At 60.2% G+C, this 18,353-nt stretch carries 18 protein-coding genes, 1 tRNA gene and 2 pseudogenes; 12 read left to right on the top strand and 9 right to left on the bottom strand.

Annotated elements, in window-relative coordinates:
- Nucleotides 1–84: 84 nt before the first annotated feature.
- Nucleotides 85–459 (top strand): type IIL restriction-modification enzyme MmeI, encoded by a 375-nt coding sequence (locus B9A95_RS33710; protein WP_170928631.1) that lies wholly within the window; start codon nucleotides 85–87, stop codon nucleotides 457–459.
- A 35-nt stretch (nucleotides 460–494) separates the two neighbouring features.
- Entirely contained in the window at nucleotides 495–1,142 is a 648-nt protein-coding gene (locus tag B9A95_RS12815) for a DNA methyltransferase (RefSeq protein WP_084047647.1), read from the top strand.
- 89 nt (nucleotides 1,143–1,231) lie between these two features.
- On the opposite strand, the gene B9A95_RS32240 is transcribed toward B9A95_RS12815, so the two are convergent.
- A complete protein-coding gene (locus tag B9A95_RS32240) occupies nucleotides 1,232–1,618 on the bottom strand; it encodes an IS66 family transposase zinc-finger binding domain-containing protein (RefSeq protein ID WP_139806758.1) in 387 nt (128 codons plus the stop codon).
- A gap of 161 nt (nucleotides 1,619–1,779) precedes the next feature.
- Between B9A95_RS32240 and B9A95_RS12805 the strand changes: the two genes are divergently transcribed.
- Nucleotides 1,780–2,232 (top strand): SRPBCC domain-containing protein, encoded by a 453-nt coding sequence (locus tag B9A95_RS12805; RefSeq protein WP_084047645.1) that lies wholly within the window; start codon nucleotides 1,780–1,782, stop codon nucleotides 2,230–2,232.
- 260 nt (nucleotides 2,233–2,492) lie between these two features.
- Nucleotides 2,493–2,626, top strand: a tRNA-OTHER gene (locus B9A95_RS33705).
- 173 nt (nucleotides 2,627–2,799) lie between these two features.
- On the opposite strand, the gene B9A95_RS12800 is transcribed toward B9A95_RS33705, so the two are convergent.
- Nucleotides 2,800–3,231, bottom strand: coding sequence for a hypothetical protein (locus B9A95_RS12800; RefSeq protein ID WP_139806757.1), 432 nt, complete (start codon nucleotides 3,229–3,231; stop codon nucleotides 2,800–2,802).
- Between the two features lie 183 nt (nucleotides 3,232–3,414).
- Between B9A95_RS12800 and B9A95_RS33700 the strand changes: the two genes are divergently transcribed.
- Entirely contained in the window at nucleotides 3,415–3,585 is a 171-nt protein-coding gene (locus B9A95_RS33700) for a hypothetical protein (protein WP_170928630.1), read from the top strand.
- A gap of 324 nt (nucleotides 3,586–3,909) precedes the next feature.
- Here B9A95_RS33700 and B9A95_RS12795 read toward each other — a convergent pair whose 3' ends face one another.
- Entirely contained in the window at nucleotides 3,910–7,101 is a 3,192-nt protein-coding gene (locus tag B9A95_RS12795) for a PAS domain S-box protein (protein ID WP_084047643.1), read from the bottom strand.
- Nucleotides 7,102–7,346: 245 nt separating this feature from the next.
- Between B9A95_RS12795 and B9A95_RS12790 the strand changes: the two genes are divergently transcribed.
- The 3 genes and pseudogenes from B9A95_RS12790 to B9A95_RS12775 all read left to right on the top strand — a co-directional run.
- Nucleotides 7,347–7,799 (top strand): response regulator, encoded by a 453-nt coding sequence (locus B9A95_RS12790; protein ID WP_170928629.1) that lies wholly within the window; start codon nucleotides 7,347–7,349, stop codon nucleotides 7,797–7,799.
- Between the two features lie 142 nt (nucleotides 7,800–7,941).
- A complete protein-coding gene (locus B9A95_RS12780) occupies nucleotides 7,942–8,619 on the top strand; it encodes an HD domain-containing phosphohydrolase (RefSeq protein WP_084047641.1) in 678 nt (225 codons plus the stop codon).
- Nucleotides 8,620–9,045: 426 nt separating this feature from the next.
- Nucleotides 9,046–9,825, top strand: a pseudogene (locus B9A95_RS12775) (IS630 family transposase); the annotation flags it as partial.
- A 41-nt stretch (nucleotides 9,826–9,866) separates the two neighbouring features.
- Here B9A95_RS12775 and B9A95_RS12770 read toward each other — a convergent pair.
- The 4 genes from B9A95_RS12770 to B9A95_RS12755 form a co-directional block, all read right to left on the bottom strand.
- Nucleotides 9,867–10,340, bottom strand: coding sequence for a hypothetical protein (locus B9A95_RS12770; protein ID WP_084047639.1), 474 nt, complete (start codon nucleotides 10,338–10,340; stop codon nucleotides 9,867–9,869).
- 150 nt (nucleotides 10,341–10,490) lie between these two features.
- Nucleotides 10,491–10,868 carry a roadblock/LC7 domain-containing protein gene (locus B9A95_RS12765; protein WP_084047748.1) on the bottom strand — a complete coding sequence of 126 codons (378 nt, stop codon included), beginning with the start codon at nucleotides 10,866–10,868 and terminating at the stop codon, nucleotides 10,491–10,493.
- Nucleotides 10,869–10,870: 2 nt separating this feature from the next.
- On the bottom strand, nucleotides 10,871–11,446 hold the full coding sequence (locus B9A95_RS12760; RefSeq protein WP_139806755.1) for a GTP-binding protein: 576 nt from the start codon (nucleotides 11,444–11,446) through the stop codon (nucleotides 10,871–10,873).
- A gap of 2 nt (nucleotides 11,447–11,448) precedes the next feature.
- A complete protein-coding gene (locus B9A95_RS12755; RefSeq protein WP_084047637.1) occupies nucleotides 11,449–12,150 on the bottom strand; it encodes a hypothetical protein in 702 nt (233 codons plus the stop codon).
- A 467-nt stretch (nucleotides 12,151–12,617) separates the two neighbouring features.
- Between B9A95_RS12755 and B9A95_RS12750 the strand changes: the two genes are divergently transcribed.
- Complete coding sequence (locus B9A95_RS12750; protein WP_084047636.1) at nucleotides 12,618–12,995, top strand: HU family DNA-binding protein; 378 nt, start codon at nucleotides 12,618–12,620, stop codon at nucleotides 12,993–12,995.
- Between the two features lie 387 nt (nucleotides 12,996–13,382).
- On the opposite strand, the gene B9A95_RS35445 is transcribed toward B9A95_RS12750, so the two are convergent.
- The gene (locus tag B9A95_RS35445; protein ID WP_281255857.1) at nucleotides 13,383–13,631 is read right to left on the bottom strand and encodes a transposase; all 249 of its coding nucleotides are present in this window, start codon (nucleotides 13,629–13,631) and stop codon (nucleotides 13,383–13,385) included.
- Nucleotides 13,632–14,263: 632 nt separating this feature from the next.
- Between B9A95_RS35445 and B9A95_RS12740 the strand changes: the two genes are divergently transcribed.
- The 3 genes and pseudogenes from B9A95_RS12740 to B9A95_RS37155 all read left to right on the top strand — a co-directional run.
- Nucleotides 14,264–16,378 carry an ATP-binding protein gene (locus tag B9A95_RS12740; RefSeq protein WP_170928628.1) on the top strand — a complete coding sequence of 705 codons (2,115 nt, stop codon included), beginning with the start codon at nucleotides 14,264–14,266 and terminating at the stop codon, nucleotides 16,376–16,378.
- A 312-nt stretch (nucleotides 16,379–16,690) separates the two neighbouring features.
- A complete protein-coding gene (locus tag B9A95_RS37160; RefSeq protein ID WP_084047634.1) occupies nucleotides 16,691–16,891 on the top strand; it encodes a hypothetical protein in 201 nt (66 codons plus the stop codon).
- A gap of 43 nt (nucleotides 16,892–16,934) precedes the next feature.
- Nucleotides 16,935–17,051 (top strand): annotated as a pseudogene (locus B9A95_RS37155) (hypothetical protein); the annotation flags it as partial.
- Between the two features lie 55 nt (nucleotides 17,052–17,106).
- Here the strand turns inward: B9A95_RS37155 and B9A95_RS12725 are convergent.
- Nucleotides 17,107–18,300: a macrolide family glycosyltransferase gene (locus B9A95_RS12725; protein WP_084047632.1), complete on the bottom strand. Its 1,194-nt coding sequence runs from the start codon at nucleotides 18,298–18,300 to the stop codon at nucleotides 17,107–17,109.
- Nucleotides 18,301–18,353: the final 53 nt, after the last annotated feature.

Genomic DNA, 18,353 nt, shown 5'->3' with positions numbered 1-18,353 from the left:
TGACATCGAGCGGGACACGCCCGTCAATGGTGACTTGACGGCCTTGGCGGCCTCCGCGCTCCAGGCAAGCTCGATCCTCATCAGTTGCGCGAACCAGTCACGCGGGATGCCACGGCACGCATCCGACAGCTTGGTCAGACCTTCACCGCGCAAGGTGTAGATCAGGCAGAAGCCGCGCACTTCCTCATGCGCGTGGTCTTCTCCATGTTCAGTGAGGACGCCGACCTGCTCTCACGCAGTCTGCTGACCCGGCTCCTCAAGCGCGCCCGCGAGCACCCGGAGCGTTCCCAGACCTTCTTCCAGGACCTGTTCTCCGCGATGAAGACGGGCGGCGAGTTCTGGGGCGAGGACGTACGCCACTTCAACGGTGGACTGTTCGACAGCGGCTTTGCTCTCTCCATCACTCGCGAGGACGCAGACGCCCTGCTTTCGGCGCCACGCTGGATTGGGCACAGGTAGAGCCTGCCATCTTCGGTACACTATTCGAGAACAGCTTGGACGCCACCACCCGCAGCAGGCGTGGCGCGCACTACACGGCGGTCCGCGACATCCTCCGCGTGACAGACCCTGTGATCTTGCAGCCCTTCCGCCGAGAGTGGGCGGATGTGAAAACGCAGGCAGAGGCTCTGAGCAAGAAGCGGAGAGGCAAACCTGCGAGCTTGGAAGTGGTGCAGGCCTTTCACACGCGCCTGGGCGGGATGACGATCTTGGCCCTCACTTGTGGCAGCGGAGATTTTCTGGTCGTGGCCCTGGGGCGGCTCCTGGACTTGGAGCAGGAAGTCCGGGCACTGGGGGCGGGACCGTTCGCCATGCCACCGCAGGTGTATCCTCGTCAACTTCGGGGGATCGAGATCGAGGTGTTTGCGCACGAGTTGGCCAGTGTGTCCGCCTGGATTGCGTTCTTCCAGTGGAAAGCCGCTCATGGCGGGGAAGGGGAGACGCCGGTGCTGCAACGCCTGGACAACATCGGGCATCGGGACGCCCTGCTCAACCCAGACGGGACGGAAGCAACCTGGCCGCACGCAGAGTTCATCATTGGGACTCCGCCCTTCCTGGGTGAGAAGAAGGAGGGGGGGCACACCAGGACGGCCTTACGCGGCGCAACTTCGCCGGACCTACCGCGGCTGCGTTCAGGTCAGTAGTGATCTCGTCTGCTCCTTTTTCGAGAAGGCGCGTGCGGCTATTAAGAGCGGTGGTACGTACCGGGCAGGGCTGATCAGCATAAACAGCATCAACATGCCGGGGAAGCGACGAGGTTGAGGTGCAGCGCGAGTGTTCCTTCACCGGGGCGCTGACCGCACAGCGTTTCAAGCACGTCGCCCACGCGTTTGAAGGGGAGGAACTGGGCGACACCCTGGTAGACCGCCAAAGCCTGAAAGCGAGGGCCGTAATGCACTTGACCACGCACGTCCTGTGGGAACGCGGCCTGTGGTCGTTGATGACAGCGGGGGCACACTTTTACTTCGGCCTGGTACTCGGTCACGTGCAACTGGACTTCCGGCAGGTCCTGGACCTGCCGAGCCAGGAGGGCGCGCACTTCGACTTCATACCAATGCTGTCCACACGTACAGCTTCCCGTGAGGGGCAGCACGACGACCTCATCGGGGGAAGGGCTCATCTTCAAGGTTGTTTCTGGGTGCCCGACTTGACCACCAGAAGAGCAAGCGCCCCTATGGCGCTCGCTCTTGGGTGTCTTCCGCCAAGTCAGGTCCTGGCTGGGGGTTGATGGGGATGCACGGGAGTTCTGAGGGCCTACGATCCCCCCGCTATACTGCCCTCATGTCCCGTGCCGCCCGCGCTGAGATTACCGTTCAGGCCCCTCTGGAACGGGTCTTTGAACTGCTGGTGGACTTCGGCGCCTATGGGCGCTGGAATCCCTTCGTGGTGGATGTCACGGGAGCCAGCCGCGCTGCCGAGGGCGTGCAGATGCGCTTCAGGCTGCTCTGGCGTGAGGGTCGGTACATCCATTCCGACGAACGGGTCACGCGAGTGCAACCTCCTGCCGATGGCGCGGCGCTGGTCGCCTGGCGTTACGAGAGTGCTTTGGCCCGCTGGGGCCTCCTGCGCTCAGAGCGGGTGCAGACGCTCAGGCGCCTCCCGAACGGTCACACGGCCTACACCACCGAGGAGGTCTTTCACGGCCCGGCAGCCGCATTCGTTCCCGTGCATTGGGTGCAGGCAGGGTTCGAAGCCCAGGCGCGGGCAATGAAAGATGACCTGTCGTCCTCCTGAAGGCCAGCAGTGTCGCCCTGGGGAGCGCAGAGCAGTGATCTTGCCCCTGTTTCCGGTGCCAGTCTGATTGAATTGGAGACGTTGTGCGCGGTCGCACCCCTTGATGAAACCACCTCGTTTAGGGCCCGCATATGACCCATCCAGCAGCTCTCAACTGGTAAAAAATCGAGACGGTATCTCGCCATACCGTCTCCATCGCGGTTTGGGCCGATAAGCCCTAAACGAAGTTACGAACCAAAACCCCCATCTACACTGATCTTGGGACGTTGACAGAGTGGTTGAATGTGGACGACCCGATGATCCTCTGGGGGCTGCCGCAGCAGGGCGTTCGGGAGGGGAGGTCGTCCGGCAAACCGAAAGGCGAAGCCCAGGGGTTCGAATCCCCTACGTTCCAAGCACGCCTCTGCTGGGCATGCTTTTCGCTCATCGAAAGACCGACGATCAGCGGCTAAGAGCCTATCCGGAAGATGTTTTGAGGGGAGCAACGGGGGCGAGTTTGCGCCAGATGATGAGGGAAGCGGTCAACTCGACAAAGCCGCCCAAGCTTCTCTCCAACAGTTCGGCTGATCAGCGCCTGGGACCAGCGAGTTTGGTGGCCTCACAGAACGTCAACGTCCCTTTGGCATTTTGCTCGTTCTTGTGAGGAAATTCCATCAAAAGCCCAATAGCCGTGGCCTCATCCTTCTGGGCACGCCAGACCGTCTGGTTTCCGCTTGGCTGGTTCATCTCTTCCACGACGATGTATGTGTAGCCGTTATTCTTGAGATCCCACTTCAGTTGATCCCGCATCAAGGCGGGGAAGGTAGTACTGTACGCTTCCATGTTGTCACACCTGTATCCCATCTCCACCACGGTGTGCCACAGGGCGTAGCCCAACTTCTCGCCTGCGGGTCCTGTTACCTTTCTGGCTGCTTCAAGCGTGACAGGGAGGACGGCGCTTCGTAGCCCACTTTGAGCCTGTGGCTCTGGAGCCCCTCCTGTGAAGACGGCCCAGGTCATCAGGTAAGGCGAGAGCAGAGGAAGGCGCATATCCCACGGTACCCCGTTCCACTTCGGAACGGACGTAGTACGGCCTCTTCAAGGGGACAGGTACCTATCCCGGAGTCGCCTTCACCTTCGCCCTGTTTTTTGTGCCGTTGACCGTCCTGGACACCCTGACCGGCATCATTCCGCTGCTGGGTGATGAGCGCCCTAATCTCGCTCGTCATGATTTTCTTCGGCCTTATGGCAGTCCAGTCCAGTATGAATCTGCGTGACCCCATGAGCTCCGCCGTCGCCCTGGTGCTGTCGGGCATCGCTCACTGGGCGGTTGGTGGCGTCCTGCTCGCCCTGATCCTCGCGCCCTTCCGCTGAGCAAGACCACACCAGCCAATGGAGCTTCTTCCGGTGGCCCTTGAGCCAGTCGGAGAGCTGGGCTTCGGTGAAGGGCTGGTTGCACTTCGGGGAGGTGGCATCTCGGCTCACGTGGTTCCGGTCACGGTTGCTACCGCACCTTCCGTCCCGGTTGCCCTGCAGTCCTGGCACAGGGGCAGCGCCACGCTCCGGCAGAGGGCTTTGCGGCGGACCTTCCTCAGTCCCTTCACGCCGCCCTCCTGCCGCGCCATCCGGCCCGCAACTCCTCTCAGTCCCCAGCGGGGGTGAACCGGGAGGCCCATCCAGCACATGTGTGGGCTGTGCCTACACGATGGGCAGCGTGAAGTGAAACGTCGTGCCCTCTCCCACCGTAGACGTCACCCACAATTGACCTTGATGGCGGTCCACGACCCGTTTGACGATGGCCAGGCCCATCCCCGTACCCTCGTACTGCTCACGCCGATGCAATCGTTGAAAGACATCAAAGATCCGGTCGAAGTATTCCGCATCGATACCTATGCCGTTGTCCCTGACCTCGAACAGCCACGCCTCCGCACCCTTCTCCACCCCGACGTGGACAACAGGGACTTGATCTCCTGAACGAAACTTCAGGGCATTGCTCAGAAGATTCTGGAAAATCTGGGTCAATTGACTGGAGTCCCCCGTCACTGTCGGCAGCGGATCCCAAGAAATTCGCGCCGCAGAATGCTCGATAGCCGCATGCATGCTCTGCGTGACCACCTGCATGACCTTCTCGAGGTCCACCTGCATCGGTTGTTGATTCTCGGCACGGACCCGGGAATACGTCAGCAAGTCCTGAATAATTGCTTTCATACGGTGTACACCGTCGAGAATCATGTTTGCGTACACTTGTGCCTGCGTATCATCCTGGCCATACCGGCGGACCAACAACTCGGTGAAGCTGGCGACGCTCCGCAGCGGTTCCTGCAGGTCATGAGAGGTCACGTATGCGAACTCTTCCAAATCCTGATTAGAGCGCTTCAGTTCCCGGTTGGCCTGCAAGAGGGCCTCTTGAGACCTCTGCCGCTGGGTGACGTCCCGGAAAGTCACCACGGTACCCTCTCTATCTCCGTGATTCCCCCGGACGGGTGAAGCCGTGTACTCAACAGGGAAAGAAGAACCATCCTTACGCAAAAACGTCGCCTCAGCAGGACTCTGGCACTGTGCCTCTCCACTGCGCGCTGAGGCCTCTTGGTCAGACTCGCGAAGAAGAGGCACAGGTACAGACGTAGAGCTTCCGTCCGACCGAGGTGGGTGCAGCAGGTCATGCTGAAAGTGCCCCAGCATGTCTTCGAGCGCAAAGCCCGTCATTTTTAAAGCAGCACGATTGGCAAATGTAATCCGTCCTGTCAGGTCCAGTCCGAACACCCCTTCTCCTGCGGAGTCCAGGAGGTGGTGGTTAAATCGGTCCAACCGTTCAACCTCCCGGGAACGCTCCTCGACGCGCTGTCGAAGCAGGGCGTTGAGTTCACGTTGCGCTGCTTCAGCGGCTTGACGTTCACGGACGTCGCGCGCCGTTATGGCGACGAGCTTTGGAGTGAGGGTCCTTGGATCAGAGATGGTGAACATGTTGGTGCTCACCGGGAATGCCTGACCCGTCGGAATGTGCCGCAGGTTGATGTCGCCCACCCAGCTGCCCGCTTGTAACACGTGAGGAACCAGCTCGTTTCGCGTGAACTGGTGCGCTTCTGGCGGCAGGACGTCCGACCAAACGGTGTCCTGTACGCCTTCCTCATTGAGGCCCAGCAGCGCTTGCCCTGCGGGATTGAGGTACTGGAGCCGTCCCGCCAGCGTCGTCATGCCGATCAGGTCATGACTTTCATGCACCAGACGCTCCAACTGCGCACGGTGCAGTTCCATACGTTTTTGCTGATGCACGTTCGAGTGAATGCCGATCCATTCCACGAGTTCTCCCGTCTCTTCGAAGACGGGCACTGCCCGAACGAGGAACCATTGGTACTGCCCATCGTGTCGCCGAAGGCGGTGCTCCACCTCGTACATCTGGTGGGTCTTCAACGCCTGCGACCACGCCCGGTAGGTGACTTCGCGGTCTTCAGGATGCACGGCTTCGTTCCAACCCCAGCCAGCGTATTCCGTTGGCCCTTGTCCCGTAAATGAGGTCCAGTCGGGCTGAGGGACCTGAAGCTCTCCTTCAGGCGTGGTGGTCCAGACAATCTGGGTGGTAGCGGTCACCAGCGAGCGTAGACGCGCCTCACTCCGTTCGAGCGTCCGCTCCACCATGACCCGGTCATGCACGTGAACGGCGTATCCCAACCACTGGAACTCCTCGGTGGCCTGTTCAGGCCTCAGGGGCGTAACGCGGCAAAAATGCCAATGGTACGCTCCATCATGCCGGCGTAAGCGGAACTCCACCTCGTACGCCGTGCCGTTCCGGAGACCTTCGTTGCGTGCTTGTAGGATTTTCGGTCGGTCTTCTGGGTGTACCGCGTCAGTCCAGGATAATCCCACAGGTTGCGAGGGAAGACCTGTGAAGTCACGCCAGTGCTCATTGAAGTGCAGCACCTGGCCTTCCTGGGTTGAGGACCAGAGAATGTTGGGCAGGGCGTCAAATAGTGTCCGGTGCCGTTGCTCACTCCGCTGAAGGTCTTCAAGGAGCCGTGTGCGTTCCATCACTTGCGCGCAAAGATGGGCCAGGTCAGATAAAAAAGCCCGTTCCTGATCATCGAACCGTTGGGGTTGATCGAAGGCCAGGAGCAGCACTCCCTTCGTCTGATCGTCCGTTCGCAAAGGCAGCACGGCCAACGCCTGCACGTTCGTTTCTAGAGTGGTACGAAGGCCAGTGTACTGCTTAAGGAGGTCGTTTCGTGACCGGAAGAATTGGGCCGTCCCTGATTGGACGGTATCTGTTCCAGGGGTGGACAACGCCAAGGAGATTTCCCGCCAGACGCCGAGCGTAGCGGCCCGGCAGTCTTGCTCCGTCACCAGGAGGAGCTCATTGGTGGCTTGACGAACGATGCCGATGGCACCGCCGCACGCTCCTACGTTGGTCACTCCACGGTTGAGAATGATGTTCAGCGCCGCACTGGTCGTGCCCACCGTCTGCAAGAGCGAGCCCAACTCTTGTAGGACGGCTGTCCGCTCCTGAGCGACCTTAAGGTCGTGAATGAGAGTGCAGTTCCCAAGCCATCCCAAGAGGGTTCCATCATCCGACAGCAGGGGACGTGCGTCCGAGCGAACCCAGTGGTACGTGCCGTCATACCGCTCGAAGCGGAACTCACAGCTGAATTTGTTTTGATCCTGCCAGGCCATCTGCCAGCACTCCAACAGCCGTAGGCGGTCCGAGGGATGTACCGCTTGAGTGAATCGCAAGTCAAGAAAGTCCTGCGCATGTCGGCCAGTGAATGTCAGAATATCGGTATTGACAAAAGTAGTTAATCCTTCTGCATCGGCACACCAAGTCATGGACGGCATCGTGTTGAGCAACTGATTCAGATCGACAGACGCCCCACGAACTTGGGCGGGATTAAAAAGCATAGAACATGCTACTGGACTTTCTATGGTTGCCCTTCACCTCGAGCGTCCAGGGGGAACGCAGACCGCATTGCGGTCTGCAGGGTGTCGTGAGGGCGCCCTGCTCCTGGGTGCTTTCATCGCAGATCCACCCGACTGGGGCCGGCTTTTTCACTCCTCCTGGACGTTTTGAAGGGTGATCACGGTATCTTTACCATCACTGTGGACATTTCAAGGGCGGGTTTGTGAGCCGGGCTGGACGAGCGCAGGTGCTGCTGGTCGAGGACAGCCCTTCAGATTTGGCGTTGCTGCACTTTGCTTTTCAGGAGAGCGGTCTGCAGGTGGACCTGCATGTGGTACGCGATGGGGAAGAGGCACTCCGCTTTATGCGCCGTCAGGCACCCTTCGACGCTGGACCTACACCAGATCTCATTCTTCTGGACTTGAATCTTCCGCGCCTGGGAGGGTTCGACGTGCTGGAGGCCCTCAAGGCGGACGACCGTCTCCGTGACATTCCCGTTGTGGTTCTTTCCACCTCAGATGCCGACGCGGATATCAGACGCGCGTACCTTCTAGAGGCGGAGTCTTACCAGGTGAAGCCCGTAACGTACTCAGAGTTGCTCACGTTCATCACCTACATAGACCGCTTTTGGGAAACCCGTGAACCTCATTCCAATGGCACCTCTGGCTTCCCCTCTTCACGCAAGGATTCGGACGCATAACAAGACCTGAAAGAATCCATGTCGTTCAGGAGGGGTGAAGGCTTCACCGCCGCGCGGGATGAGTCGTCGCGTGCTTCGTTCTCACCCGCCCGCTTTGCCGCCGTGTGGGCTACCGTAAAAGCGCGGTGCTCGTCCCCTCCGTATTCCTCCAAAGCATGGTGAAACACTTTCAAAAACGCTTCCTGCTTATGGGCCGTGTACTGACCCCCTGCGACTGTGGCAACTCCTCAATCTCCAGGAGACGCTGGAGGGTAGCCTGCTGGGTCTCGGCATCGCCCTGGAAGCCCGTGACCTGGAGACGTCTGGCCACACCGTCCGGGTCATGCAACACAGCCTGCAGCTTGGAGAAGCCCTGGGCCTGGGCGTCGTGACGCCCAGTGCACTGAAGCACGGCGCGAGTCTGCATGACCGCGGAAAGCTCACCATCCCAGACGCAGTCCTCCTCAAGCCAGGCCGCTTGGATGCTGCTGAGTGGGCCCTGATGCAAACCCACGCGCGCAACGGTCACGAAATCGCTTCACGGATTCCAACGCTCCCGCCCTTAGCCCTGGATGTGGTTCGGCACCACCACGAGCGCTGGGACGGCACCGGATATCCGGACCGCCTGGCAGGGACCGATATCCCCTTGCTGGCACGAATTTTCGCGGTGTGTGACGTCTATGACGCCCTGACGAGCGAACGGCCCTACAAGCACGCCTGGTCACGCGAGGCGGCGCTGAAGGCGTTGTACGTTCAGCGTGGACGGCAATTTGATACGGACGTCGTCGACACCTTTCTCGGCATCCATACTACAGATGCAGCTTCCAACGACGTGACTTGAAGAGGTCAGGAATGGTCTGTGCGGGGTTCCAATTGACAAAGAAGCTGACCTTTAGGTCGGCTTCTTTGCTCTGAGTGAATGCTGGAAGTGTTCGGACTTCCTGAGAGATCAGGACACCCTCAAGAGAAGATGTCCTGCTGAATTGATGTTAAGTAGGTCGTATTGAGATTGTAGAGTTAGGTATGGCACGACCTGCTCGACGTATCGAAATCTCAGACGAGGATGACGTGGTGCTGCGTGCGTTGGAGACCAGTCGGCACACGCACCCTAAAACCCGCCTACCGGCAAGTCCCTATGCGACTTCACCGACAGGGCTGGAGCATTCCCCAACTCGCCAAACACCTTGATCGTAGTCATCAAGCGATCCACAATGATCTGACACGCTTCATCGAGCGTGGCGTACCAGGTTGAGCCGATGATCCCCCACCCGGCCCACCCTCACGAATCACGGGACAAGCCGAGCAGTTTCTCGTGGAGAAACTGCGAGAAGAGCGCTTCTGGAACGCGACCATGTTGTGCGCGGAGCTCAGCAAACAGTGCGGTGTGGTGATCGGACCCAGGGCACTGTCCAATCATCTGAAGCGCATGGGATACAGCTGGAAACGCGCGAGGTACGCCCCCGCCAAGACCCTTGACCCGGAGGTTGTACACGAGCATCAGGCCTCTTTGGAGACCTTAAAAGGGGGCGCTGGACGGCAAACTCACGCTGAAGTACCTCGGATGGGGTTGTCCCTGATGTTGTCTGTGGGTGCCACCTGGTCCAGGCGGGGATCTGGCCAGCCGTTCAGGATCCCCACACGGTGGGGATCCGCTGGACGCCTCAACCTCATGGGTTCGTACAGCCTGCACGGGAATCAACAGGACCTGGACGTCCGAGAACGGCAAGGCACCTGTACTGGTGAACAGGTCATGGCGTACCTTGGTACCCTGGCCGCCCAGTGCATCCCGGATCCGATCACGGTCGTCGTGCTGGACAACGCGCCCTTTCACAAGGGCGCGAAGCTCAGGGAAAAGATCGCACGCTGGGAAGAGCAGGGGCTGTACCTGCGGTACCTCCTGCCCTATGCCCCGTTTCTCAACCTCATTGAGGGCGTGTGGCGTCAACTCAAGGCAATTTTGATGCCACGCCGCTGCTCTGACTCGATCTCTGAACTTCGAGCAGCCCTTGTCACTGGACTCAAGGTTCTCGGAGCAAAATTTATCTGAATTCTAAATGCGACGTACTGAAAACAGGGTGTTCACCGCTCTTAGAGCGGACTGAAGACGAACTTGTCGCTGGTGCCACCGCGCAGCACGCTCTCGGTCTGTTCGCCGAGGTACATCTCACCCGTGATCGCTTCCAGCGCGCCCCAGACGGCCCCCAGGGTAAAGGTGCACTTGCGGTCACTGCCGGGCTCCTCACCCGCGGAGCACACGGTGTCCTGGGTCTCGATCACAATGTCGCTGCCCTCCTGGTACGAGCGGATGACGGCTGCCAAGCGGGTGCCATCCTGACCAATGGCTGCGTTCAGCAGCGGCGCAATTTCTTCTACAGGCACGTTGCTGCCCGCCACGCCAAGTTCCGTGGCGAGGTTGTGCCCGCGCACTTTCCCGGCGCGGGTAAAAACAACGGCGGCTCCGTCTGTGCCGAGGGTGTCCTCGACGCCAACGATGACGGCTTTAAAGCAGACGACAGAGCTGAAATCACCGAGTTGGGTACGGTTGGGTTGGGTGGCGATCATGGGGGTCCTCCGGGGGTAGAGCGAGGCGAGCAACTGGCTCAGCGTCTGAACGTGCAGTTGTTGGGTGTCGGCTGTGGGCGGGCTGGGTAAGCTCGGCGCCGCCTCATGGAAATCAGAAGTCACCGAGGCCTCAGCGGGACTGGGAAATACTTACAGGATGGAAGCAACGGCCTGAGCGGTGTCGCGGGCTTCCATATGCAGGAGGCCCAGGTTCATGCCAGGGGGCGTCACGACGGCCAGCACGCCCTTGTTGCCCGCTGCGTAGATGTACACCTGACCACCCATGCCCGACACGCTCATGTCGGTCAGTTCGCCCGAGCCGAGCGTATCGTTGATGCGCTTGCCCAGACCCAGGGCGGTGGCGGCCATGGCGGCCACACGGTTGGCGTCGGTGCCGTCACTCATGGATTTGGCGATGGGGAGGCCATCGACCGTTGCGACAAGGGCACCACGCAGTTCGGGCATGGAGGTGCGCAGGGTGGTGAGGGAGGCGTTCAGGCGGTCTTGCTTGGAGAGGGGAGCAGTCATGGTCATGTTGGGTTCCTTTCGAAGGCGGCAGCTGGGTTGAGCACAGAGGGAGAGGCGAGGGTCAGTTCGAGGAGGCGGGTCAGGAGCAACTGAGACTGTTGCAGATCGGTAGCGTTTATGCCCACGGCCTGGTGCTCGGGAAGGCCGAAGTACAGCGCTACGTCTTCGGGTTGCCATACGCGGGGCTGGTCTTGGTGGGTTACCCCGACGAGAAAAGGCACTGGGATACGGCTGGTGATGAATTCAAGGATATTGCGGGCAGCCAAAAAGTCTTGCGGCCGGTCTCCAGCCACGAGCAGCACCAGGCCAAGAGCGCCCTCGCACAGCACTTCCCACATAAAGCTAAAGCGGTCCTGGCCCGGCGTGCCGTACAGGTGAAGTTCGTGCCCGCCAAGATTCAAGGTGCCGAAGTCGAAGGCGACGGTGGTGTTGCGCTTGCCAATGTCCTCGCTCGCCTCTGCTTCAGTGGCAACCACCGGGGTTTGCGAAAGGGTCTGGACGAAGGTCGTCTTGCCCGCACCCACCGGACCCGAAACAACGAGCTTCAGTGGAGCGTGGAAGGCAGGATCGCCGGGCATGGTCATATTCGAGAGGCTCCAGTGAGGCGACGCAGCGCGCCGAGGAGGCGTTGGACGATCGGTGCAGAGCTGGAAGGCTCAGGAGCAGCCTCCAGGAGAGACGTTTGAACTCCCTGATGAAGTGTGCTGGGAACAGGAGGGGAAAGGGTGAGGGTGGTGGCGCGGTACGGAGCGATCAGATCCACGGCCCGCAGGCGGTGAAGCATGCCCAGCACGTCGCGTTGGGTGAGGCCCAGTTGCGATGTAATCTCCGCTGCGCTGGCACCCCGAATGAGAAAAGGCTGCAGCAGGGTCCAGACACTGGCCAAGGAGGGGGGCACGAAAGGCGTGCCGGGGATGGTCAGGAAGCGGGTATCAGGGTGGGGCAATTGGTCAGAGGGGATGCTGTCGTCATCAAGGTCAAGGAGCAGGTTGCTGAGCGGCAAGTCGTAAAAACCAGAGACGGAAGTGGGAAAGCCTCGCCGCTGAAATTCGAACGCGCCGCGTCTATGGACGTGCAGATGCTGCAAGATGTCGCGAACTTGTGTTTGCGTGTGAACGGGAAATCCGTCGAGGTACATGGCGCGCAAGTGGCCTTGCATGAGTGTGAGTTCGAGGGTGCGGCCGTGGTAGGCCTGGTGAAAGAAGAGGGTGCCGGTTTGGGGCGCGAGAACTTTCACCAGGTCGGCGAGGGCGTGGTGTTCAAGTTCTCCGAACATCGCCATAAGGTGTCCTTTCAGGGTTGACGAGCAGCGTTGTGTTGAACCGTTCTTCCCGTCTTCGCTGGAAAAGGTTTTACAGTCCGTCGACTTACAGGCTGTTTACTTTCTGGTAAAGCGTTTAATGTTGAAGTTCTCCGAGAAAGGGTGTGTCAGAGGTCTTTTTTAAGAAAGTATGAAACGTTATATACGTAATAGATGGCGGTTCATACGTAAAAGCCTAAACACGTTCATATTATAGTCATATTCCACACAAAGTAAGCTAGAAACGTTTAAGACTTGTAGCCGAAAAGTCTGACAACTTTGTCACAGAGATCAGTCCCCGAACCGGGGCTTTATGAAAATTCTCGCTCTACACCCGAAGGGGGTACGGCTGCTTGATGGAGGACGCGCCGGATAAGGGAGAAGACCCTATACCATCAAGCGCCTGGAAGGTCGGGAGGGCATTTGGGACTGGGTACGCTAGCGCAAAGATGGAGGAGGCCTCGTCTGCAGAGGTATCCGTATGCAGGCATGACGAAAAAGAGCCCGAAAAACGCCGTCGCAGCCGCTCCTACTGCCAGCACGGGGGCAAGATCGGTAAAGCCCAACTCGTGGAGACGGTGGCCGAAATGACCGGCCTGAGCAAGAAGCAGAGCGACGCGGCCGTGGAAGCCATGCTGGAAAGCGTGATCGGCGGCCTACGCGCTGGTCAGAACGCGACACTGCCCGGCCTGGGGACCCTGAGCGTCAAGGCCACGACCGCGCGCACGGGCGTTCGGCCCGGTACCAGCGAGAAGATCCAGATCCCCGCCGGCAGGAAGGTCAGTTACAAGGTCGCCAGCACCCTGAAGGGCAGCATCAACGGCTGAGCAGCAACAAGACAAGTGGAGGCCCAGGCAGCGCGCCCTGGGCAACCCCACGACTGAGCGATCCACGCCTCATAGCCTGCTCTTGTCTAACTGTACTTTGGGGAAATTCAGGGGAGTATGCATTTGCTATCTGACACGGTATTTATGGCCCCGTGCACTGTTGAAACCACTTCGTGCTGTGGGCCAGAGAAGGGAAGGAGTGGCTGCCCTTCAATCTGGCGGAGGAATGGGGGTACGGCCCCACTCGTGAAGCCCAGAGCCAGGGGTTTAACACGGCACCGTTTGCCCCTGAGCGCTCAGGTCTACAGGACTGGGTCACGTCCAGGACAGCTTTGGCATGGCCCGTGAATATTCCCCGAAGTACAGCTAAAGTGCGTCTGAAAAAGGTCAGGGTGGACCCTTGGCCAAGCGGCGGACCATCAAGCGGATCATCACCTCGTAGACAAGGTTCTCCGCTGTCTCCGGCAGCGCTTCATCGTCCCTGGCCATGCGTCTGGATTTTCCCAGCCAGGCAAAGGTCCGCTCCACGACCCAACGCCGTTTCAACACTATAAAACCCTTAGGCACCTCCACGACACGTGGAGGTGCCTCTTTGGGTGCCCAGGTGCTCTGCTGTCCTGACCACGGATGCTTCACGATCTCCAGTGTCCAGCCGAACGCCTTGCAGCCTCCACATCCTGTGAGCGTGGTTGATCGTTTGCCAGGGGGGAAGATCGTGAGGCCGTACCCCGCCAGGCCACGGCCTCCGCGGAGGACGGAGAAGATGCTGTCCAGAATTTCTTGCAAAGACCACTTGCGCGGTCGACCCACAAGCGATTCAGGTGGGGTCAGCGGCTGGAGGACATTCCACTCGGCATCGGTGAGATCGTTTGGGAGGTCACGCCCCAGTCATGCGCGCACCACCTCTGCCCTATCATCCCTCCTTCCTCTAATCAGGCAAAACCCCTTCCCACACATTTTTCAGATGCACTTTAGCGGCTCGCCACTGGCGTGAATCCCCACTTCAAACCACGCCAGAAGCCGTCCTCCCAAGGTCTGATCGAAGGGTGCTGAGTTGTCGAGGTTAAGTTGCCATAACCTTTTGAGCAGACAGTGGCATTTGTCAAGCGGAGATTGTCGTGAGACAAAACGCTGAGAAATGCCGGCCCTGTGCGGGTTTTGAAAGAGCGCGCTCCTTAGACTGAACCCTGGTCCAGCCAGTTGCAAGTACGCTGAGCCGTTGGCCCATGGGGTTCGGCCGCTACAAGACAACGTTTCAAGGAGGCTCCATGGTTTCGAATTCTCAGCGTTCAACACTGCTGCGGACCCTGGGCATCGCGGTCGTGGGCTTCTGCCTGCCGCTGCTCTGGCCTGGCGTCTTCGCCAATTTGTTCAGCACCCATCAATTTGAGATTGATCGGCATGATTCGGGATGGCCTGCTGCGCTGATGGTCTTACACGTCGGGTCCGATCTCCTGATTGGTATCTCCTACGCTGCCATTTCCAGTGTGCTGGCCTACATCGTTTACCGCAACCGGTCTGCGCTGCCCTTTGACTGGGTGGTCCTGGCCTTTGGCCTCTTCATCGTTGCGTGCGGTCTCACCCACCTGATGCACGTCCTGGTCCGCTTCACACCGGTGTTCTGGTTCGACGGATACATCCGCGCCCTGACGGCTATCGTCAGCGTAGCGACCGCTCTCGCGCTGCCCCCTCTGATTCCGAGGGTTTCCGCTCTCATTCAGGCCGAGCGGCGACTCAGGGATCATCAGGTTCAATTGGAAGAGACCAACGCAGCGCTCGCCTCCTCCGTTGCGCGGTCAGAGTTTCTGGCTGGCCTGAGCGACGCACTCCAAACCGCCCGTGATCCCCGTGATGTCGCCGAACTTGCCCTGACTCAACTGGGGCCGGTGCTTAACGCCGACCAGATCACGGCTATCCGAATTCACGAAGGGAGGGGGAAACTGTGGAGTTCATGGGGCGAAGTCCATCCCACCGCGCTGCAGCTCCTTTCGGGTGAAGGCTCACCCATTGAGCAAATGACCATGGTGAGGCGCGCGGTCGAGACGGGAGAGGTGCAGGCCACCGGGAACTACGGTGACATACCGGGAGCGGTCAGGATTGCTGGCCGGCCGATCTCTGCGCTGGTTGAACCCATTCACGAGGTGGGAGGCCGCGTGATCGGCACCCTCAACTTCATCCGTGCAGCGGGGAAACCCTGGCAGCCGGACGAACTGGAGTTGACCCGCCGCGCCGCGGCAACCATCAGCCTCGCGCTGGAACGCACGCAGAGTGCACAGGCCCTCCAGGAGAGCGAGGCCCAACTCAAAGAGGCGATGCGGCACGCTCCCCTGGGCGAAGTGGTCGTTGGGCCGGACCGCCGGGTGGAACGCGTGAATCCCGCAGCCAGCCGGATTCTGGAGCGGCGTGAAGAGGACCTGACAGGCCTCACGCTCGAAGAACTCCTCGGTTCAGGAGGCTGGCCTTCTGAGCCAGGCCATCATCCTCTCCCGAGTGACCCGACCAAGACGGACTGGGAACAGCGTTACAGCCGTCCAGATGGCACTGACGTGTGGTTGCAGATTCACGCCTCACCCATTGAAGGGGCAAGCGAACCCGCACAGACGCTGATTGTGCAGTTCCAGGACAGCACCGAGAAGCACCTGGCCCACCTGGAACTGCAACAGCTCTCCAGGCAGCTGGAACGCAGCAACCATGACCTTCAGCAGTTCGCCTCGGTCGCGTCTCACGACCTTCAGGAACCTGTACGGAAAATCCTGGCGTTCGGGAGTCGCTTGCAGGAATCCGATCAGGAGCGGCTGAGCGAAGGGGGGCGCCGCTCGCTGGAACGCATGCTCGCCGCAGCGGAACGGATGCAGCAGCTAATTCGTGATCTGCTGGCCCTGTCGAGCGTGTCAACCAGCGAACGGGACTTCCAACCGGTCGCACTTGGAAAAGTTCTGGAACTGGTCATTGAGGATCTGGATGAACGGTTGACTCGCACAGGCGGACAGGTGGAGTTTTCCTCCCTTCCGACCATTCCAGCAGACCCTTCCCAAATTCGTCAGCTTCTTCAAAACTTGGTGGGCAACGCCCTGAAGTACCACCGAGAAGGGGTACCGCCCCGCGTCCACGTTTCGGCGTCGCCTTCTGAGTCTGGGACCGCGCGCCTGCTTATTCAGGACAATGGCATTGGATTTGATCCCAGGTATGCAGAGAGGATCTTTCAACCGTTCCAGCGCCTGCATGGCCGGGCTCAGTACGAAGGAACCGGGATTGGGCTGGCGATCTGCCGGCGGATCGTGGAGCGGCACGGCGGTACGTTGACCGCCACCAGTACAGAAGGGGTAGGCACCACCTTCGCCCTGACCCTCCTTTCAGAAGATGGGTCTGAGACCAACCTTTGAAGCCTGGGAAGGTGGTCTGCCAGAAGTAGACCACCTTCCATGCCCTTTACTGGCTCGCGCACGACCTGCTTATTTCCACCACATCCTGACGCAGGAGGAAATCTCGGATGTCTCCATCTGAAATCGGTGTTTCCAGTTCTTCCACGCCACTGCAGTTCGGAGCGCTGGCCGAGGTGTTGCCCCAGATCATCTGGAGCGTCAATCCAGATGGTGAGTTGGAGTATTACCATCATCAGCGGTCCGAGTACACCGGGATGACCCTTAAGGAGACACACGGCTGGGGGGGGGGAACCTGTCCAGCATCCCGAGGACCTGCAGCAGTGCCAGACCCACTGGAGGCACGCGGTGGAGACGGGTGAGCCCTACGAGGTCGAGTACCGCTTTCGCCGTGCTGCTGACAACACCTACCGTTGGCGCCCGCCCGCTCAGGAACGCGGCGGGAGGGATCGTCAAGTGGATTGGCACGTGCACCGACATTCACGATCAGAAGCAGGCGCTAGCCGGTGCGGATGAACGCGAACAGCGCTTCCGCTCCCTGGTCGCCAACGTACCCGGGGTGGTCTACCGCTGTGCCTGCGACTCCGACTGGACCACGGCGTTCATCTCCGAGCGGATTCAGGATCTGACGGGATATCCAGCCGAGGAGTTCGTCCTCCCAGGTCGGCGCACATTTGCGAGCGTAATTCACCCGGACGATGTGCAGTTCGTCGAAGATACGGTGAACCACGCTAGGCCATCCGGGCTTCAATCATCTCTGCAGCACGGGTGGGTCCCCCGGCCCGCTCAAACGCCTCTCGCAGTGCGTGGAGGCGTGTCCGCGTATCGGCGTCCTCAACCAGGGCATCCACCGCTGCCCGCAACTGTTTGGCGCTGCGCTGGAACGGCAGGAGGTTCCGACCGATCCCCAACTCAGCCACGCGTTGAGCGATCGTGAACTGATCCGCCGCTTGCGGCACGGCCACCACGGGAACCTCCCGAAAGATCGCCTCGGAAACGCTATTCATCCCCGCATGACTGACGAAAACAGCCGTTCGCGCGAGCACCTCAAGCTGAGCCACATACGAAGCGGCGTGGACGTGTGGCGGCAAGGGCCCAAGCACGGCCGGATCTGTGCTCTGCCCAACCGAAAGAATCACCTGGTACTTGCCGTCGGCGAAGGCCTCCACGCAGTGGCGAAAGAAGTCGAGCTTCTGGTTGAACACCGTGCCGAGTGAAATGTAGACCAGCGGTCGCCCGTCCAGTGGAGGCAAGGTGCGTTCACCTTCACCTGATCGGGGTGCGAAGGACGGTCCAATGAAATGGAAACGGTCAGGGAAGTGCTCTGCACGGGGTTGGAAGGCCCGGGCCGTACAAACCAGCACGTCGTCGCCGTCCATGGAGAGGAGGTCGAACTGGGTTCGCATGGGATCCACGCGGTAGCGGTTCGAGAGCCGCTGGGTGAGGCGGCGCAACGCCACCACCTCCCGCCCACCCGCCAGGGGAGCACGACTGAGGTCAAGCGCCATGAGCACGGGTCTGGGGGGCAGCACACCCTGACCGAGGGCAAAGCCGCTGCTGATGTTCACCATGGGCAACTGGAGCGTCCGCGCGACAATACGGCCCCAGAAACACATGAAGTCGACGAGGACGCAAGCGGGCGCAAGCGCCTCCACCTCGGCCAGAAGCTGGGGAAGCAGGGCTTCGGCACAACGGGCCTGCTCGAGCGCATAAGCGCTGAGTCGGGGTTGCTGTGCGCGCGTAATGGATTTGAAGTCCCAGGGAATGGGCCGAAACTCCGCTCCCGTGGCTTCAATCTTTTCACGGACCTCCTCTCCGCAGTAGTACACGGCGCGGTGCCCGCGTTGGACAAGCTCGGCGACGATGGGCAGCGTGGGGTGGACGTGCCCCAGGGCGGAGAGGGTAAAGACGACGGCGGTGCTCACCCCGGTACTGTACGTGTATCACCGAGTGGTCGCTGGAAAGAGCGGCCGGTGGG

The sequence above is a fragment of the Deinococcus hopiensis KR-140 genome (genome assembly GCF_900176165.1).
GTDB lineage: Bacteria > Deinococcota > Deinococci > Deinococcales > Deinococcaceae > Deinococcus > Deinococcus hopiensis.
The sequence above is the reverse complement of the archived record's forward strand: the minus strand, read 5'-3'. Positions and strand labels throughout refer to the sequence as shown.